4 protein-coding genes are annotated in these 3,518 nt (G+C 59.6%); 2 read left to right on the top strand and 2 right to left on the bottom strand.

What is annotated here, in order from left to right:
- Positions 1-317: 317 nt before the first annotated feature.
- Positions 318-746: a hypothetical protein gene (locus tag WBB95_RS19620; RefSeq protein WP_424489085.1), complete on the bottom strand. Its 429-nt coding sequence runs from the start codon at positions 744-746 to the stop codon at positions 318-320.
- Positions 747-913: 167 nt separating this feature from the next.
- On the opposite strand from WBB95_RS19620, the gene WBB95_RS19615 reads away from it, so the two are divergent.
- Positions 914-1,306 carry a RidA family protein gene (locus tag WBB95_RS19615; RefSeq protein ID WP_424489084.1) on the top strand — a complete coding sequence of 131 codons (393 nt, stop codon included), beginning with the start codon at positions 914-916 and terminating at the stop codon, positions 1,304-1,306.
- On the opposite strand, the gene WBB95_RS19610 is transcribed toward WBB95_RS19615, so the two are convergent.
- The gene (locus WBB95_RS19610; RefSeq protein WP_424489083.1) at positions 1,307-2,203 is read right to left on the bottom strand and encodes a LysR family transcriptional regulator; all 897 of its coding nucleotides are present in this window, start codon (positions 2,201-2,203) and stop codon (positions 1,307-1,309) included. It abuts the gene before it with no gap.
- 150 nt (positions 2,204-2,353) lie between these two features.
- Between WBB95_RS19610 and WBB95_RS19605 the strand changes: the two genes are divergently transcribed.
- Positions 2,354-3,367: an ABC transporter substrate-binding protein gene (locus WBB95_RS19605; RefSeq protein ID WP_424489082.1), complete on the top strand. Its 1,014-nt coding sequence runs from the start codon at positions 2,354-2,356 to the stop codon at positions 3,365-3,367.
- Positions 3,368-3,518 lie beyond the last annotated feature (151 nt).

Here is a 3,518-nt window from a genome sequence, read left to right as displayed (position 1 = left end):
GGTAACCCGGCAGGACGCCGGGTTAGCCGTGTTGGGCCATGGATGGCCCGTCACGGCGGCCCACGGATTCAAGCCGGAGTGAGGGCACACCGAGCCTAAGCGAGGTGCCGAGTGGAGGGGCAAGAGCCTTTTGGTTACTTTTGGGCTCTTTTCAAAAGTGACCCGCTGTAAGAGCGGAACCCATACAAGCCATCACCCAAATACCGGATATGTACTCAGCGAACCAACGCCCAATCCTCATCGGCAATGCTGCCGCCGCCTTCGCAGCCTCGCCCGGGCTCAACGGCTCCCACATTGATTTTTGGGGGCTGCCGAAATCACGCAGCCTGCGGCTGAATCTGCAACTCGCCGTCAACGTCCTTGACCAACCCACTGGCCAAAAACAGCGGTGCCAAACGCCGGTGCAACTGCGGCTCGACAAACTCTTTCACCGTATCCAGCGCCAGCACACCACTGGCCGGCAATTCAGCCTTGGTGTACGACAACCACGCCTTCTTCAAGGCCATCAACACATCACTGCCCGCCGTGGAGGCGAAGCGGCGGTGGGTGGGTTTAGCGTCGAAGGTAAAGGTGTGCTGGAACGCATAGCCGGTTTCGTCACCGTTGCCGGCGGTGCAGCGTACGCACGTGCACGGGCCTTCGCCGAATGCGGCGCGCAGGTAGGCGTTGAAGTCCACCACGGGTTTGAGTGACAGGCGTTTATCAACCTCGAACAGGTCTCCGGTCATTTTTTCGTCAGTGTTCAACGTCCATTTCCTCGCTGTCAGTCGGCAGTATTTCAAAGCGCGGCACAATAACAGCCGAGCGGCGCCCATGGGGATTTTTTGCGCGAACGGTGCTCGCTTCAGTGTCGACGTCCATTCGCCAATGGCCTTGGTAGAGTTTCCCCAATCAACCCCACGGGAAACGCACTATGAGCACTCACACTTCTGTCTATAACCACGGCGTTGCATGGGAAGAGGGCAACAGCGTCAGCCAGGGCTATAGCGTCAACGGTACGATCTTTATTGCTGGGCAGTTTTCCCACACGTTGGAAGGCGAATTCGTCGATGGCGATGCTGCTGCGCAAACCCGCAAAACCCTGGAAAACCTTGATCACGTGTTGGCAGGCTTTGGCGTCGGTCGCAAAAATATCGCGTCGGTAGATATTTTCCTCGTTCACGCCAAGCGCGACTTCGACGCGGTTGTTGCGGTATGGAAAGAGTACATCGGCACGCACCGCCCGGCGGCCACGCTGGTTGGCGTGAATTACCTGGCGTCGGACGCGCAGATCGTCGAGATCAAGGCCGTGGCCCACGCGGATTGATCAGCCCGGCAACTGCTCGGCCAGTACGTCGATAAAACGGCGTACGCGGGGTTCCAGGTAGCGCTTGCTCGGGTACATGGCCAGGATTTCCACATCGCCCGCGTCCAGGTTCGGCAACACCGGCACCAGGCGGCCGCTGGCGAGGTCGTCGGCGATGACGAAGTCCGGCAGCAGGGCGATGCCCATGCCGGCCACGGCGGCGTCGCGCAATGCTTCGCCGCTGTCCAGGCGCAGGCGACTGTGCCCTGGCGCCTTGAACCATTGACCCTGTTCATCGCGAAAGCGCCAGCTCTGTTTGCGCGTGCGGCTGCTGAAATACAGGCAATCGTGGTGGGCGAGGGCATCGGCGTCGCGAGGCGCGCCGTGTTCGGCGAGGTAGGCGGGCGCTGCGCACAGTAAGGCGCGGTAGCGTGCGACCACGCGGGAGACCAGTTGCCGGTCGGTATTTTCGCCGCCAATGCGAATCGCCAAGTCAAAGCCGTCTTCGACGATGTCGGCCATGCGATCGGTAAAGCTGACCTCTACCTGCACCTCGGGCCAGGCTTTCAGGTAGGCGTCGAGCAGTGGCAGCACGACGCGGCGCCCAAATGCGTCGGGCAACGTCAGGCGCAACAGCCCACGGGGTGTGCCGCTGGGCTGGCCAATAGTGTTTTGCGCGGTGTCGACCGCCGCCAGTATCTGCACGCCCTGGTCGTAGAGGGCGCGGCCTTCATCGGTCAGGCTCAGGGTGCGGGTGGTGCGGTTCAGCAAGCGCACGCCGAGGTCGTCTTCCAGGCGCATGACGGCTTTACCCGCTGCCGAGCGCGTCAGCCCCATGGCCTGGCCGCCGGCAACAAAGCTGGCACCGTCGACCACGGCCATGAAAATCAGCAATTCATTGAGGTTGGTGCGCAGCATCGGGCGACTCACGGCGGCATAAACGGTGGCGCAATATAGCAGGTCAGCTTCGCTTATTAATGGCATAAGAATAGAGCTAGATATTCTTTTCATGTCTTAAAAATGACCGCTACGCTCCATCACCTTCTCGCTATCGCAGTGGACCCCTCCATGACCTTCAAGCGTTCCTCCCTGACCCTCCTGGCCGCGTCGCTGGCGGCTGCGAGCGCATTGCTCAGCCCTGGCGCCCAGGCCGAAGGCAAGATCAGCATCGCCCAGCAATTCGGTATCGGCTACCTGATCCTCGACGTGGTGCGCGACCAGCACTTGATCGAAAAGCATGGCAAGGAGCAGGGCCTGGACATCAAGGTGGAATGGAACAGCATTTCCGGCGCCACGGCGATGAACGAATCACTGCTGGCGGGCGCCCTGGACGTGGTCTCGGCCGGTGTGCCGCCGATGTTGACCTTGTGGGACCGCACCAAGGGCAAGCAGAACGTCAAGGCCATCGCCTCGCTTGGCTCGATGCCCAACTACTTGCTGACCAATAACCCCAACGTGAAGACGCTTAGCGATTTCAGTGAGAAAGACCGTATTGCCGTGCCTGCCGCTGGCGTGGGCTTCCAGTCGCGTACGTTGCAGATTGAGACAGCCAAGCAGTTTGGTGATGCCAACTTCAAGAAGTTCGACGATATCTCGATCAGCCTGGCCCACCCTGATGCTACGGCCGCGTTGATTGCGGGTGGATCGGAGATCAATTCGCACTTTTCCAGCCCGCCGTTTCAGTATCAGGAGTTGTTGAATCCTAACGTGCACAAGGTGCTCAGTTCGTACGACATTCTGGGTGGGCAGGCTACGTTTAACGTGCTCTATACCACTGAGAAGTTTCACGACGAGAACCCCAAGACGTATAAGGCGTTCTATGACGCGCTGGCGGAGGCCGAGAAGATTATCAAGGCTGACAAGCCTGCGGCGGCCAAGGCGTATATCCGGGTGGAGGAGTCCAAGCTGCCGCTGGACCTGGTTGAGAAGATTGTGCAGGACCCGGAGATTGACTTCACCATCGTGCCGCAGCGGACTTACATCTATGCCGAGAAGTTGCAGGCGCTGGGGGTATTGAAGAACAAGGCTGGGAGTTGGAAGGATTACTTTTTTGAAGAGGCCCATGGGGGGGATGGGAGCTGATTGTCCGGTTTTTTTAGGAGAGGTGGCGGGGTGTATATCCGTTATTTGGGTGATGGCGGGTATGGGTTCCGCCCTTACGGCGGCTCACTTTTGATAGAGCGCAAAAGTAAGCAAAACGCTCTTGCCCCTCCACTCGGTGCCTCGCCTAGGC

The sequence above is a fragment of the Pseudomonas sp. genome, assembly GCF_049645325.1.
In the GTDB taxonomy this organism is placed as follows: domain Bacteria; phylum Pseudomonadota; class Gammaproteobacteria; order Pseudomonadales; family Pseudomonadaceae; genus Aquipseudomonas.
The sequence above is the reverse complement of the archived record's forward strand: the minus strand, read 5'-3'. Positions and strand labels throughout refer to the sequence as shown.

Coding starts and splice junctions, on each gene's coding strand:
- WBB95_RS19610 (WP_424489083.1), bottom strand. CDS start 2,203: ATGCTGCGCACCAACCTCAATGAATTGCTGATTTTCATGGCCGTGGTC.
- WBB95_RS19615 (WP_424489084.1), top strand. CDS start 914: ATGAGCACTCACACTTCTGTCTATAACCACGGCGTTGCATGGGAAGAG.
- WBB95_RS19605 (WP_424489082.1), top strand. CDS start 2,354: ATGACCTTCAAGCGTTCCTCCCTGACCCTCCTGGCCGCGTCGCTGGCG.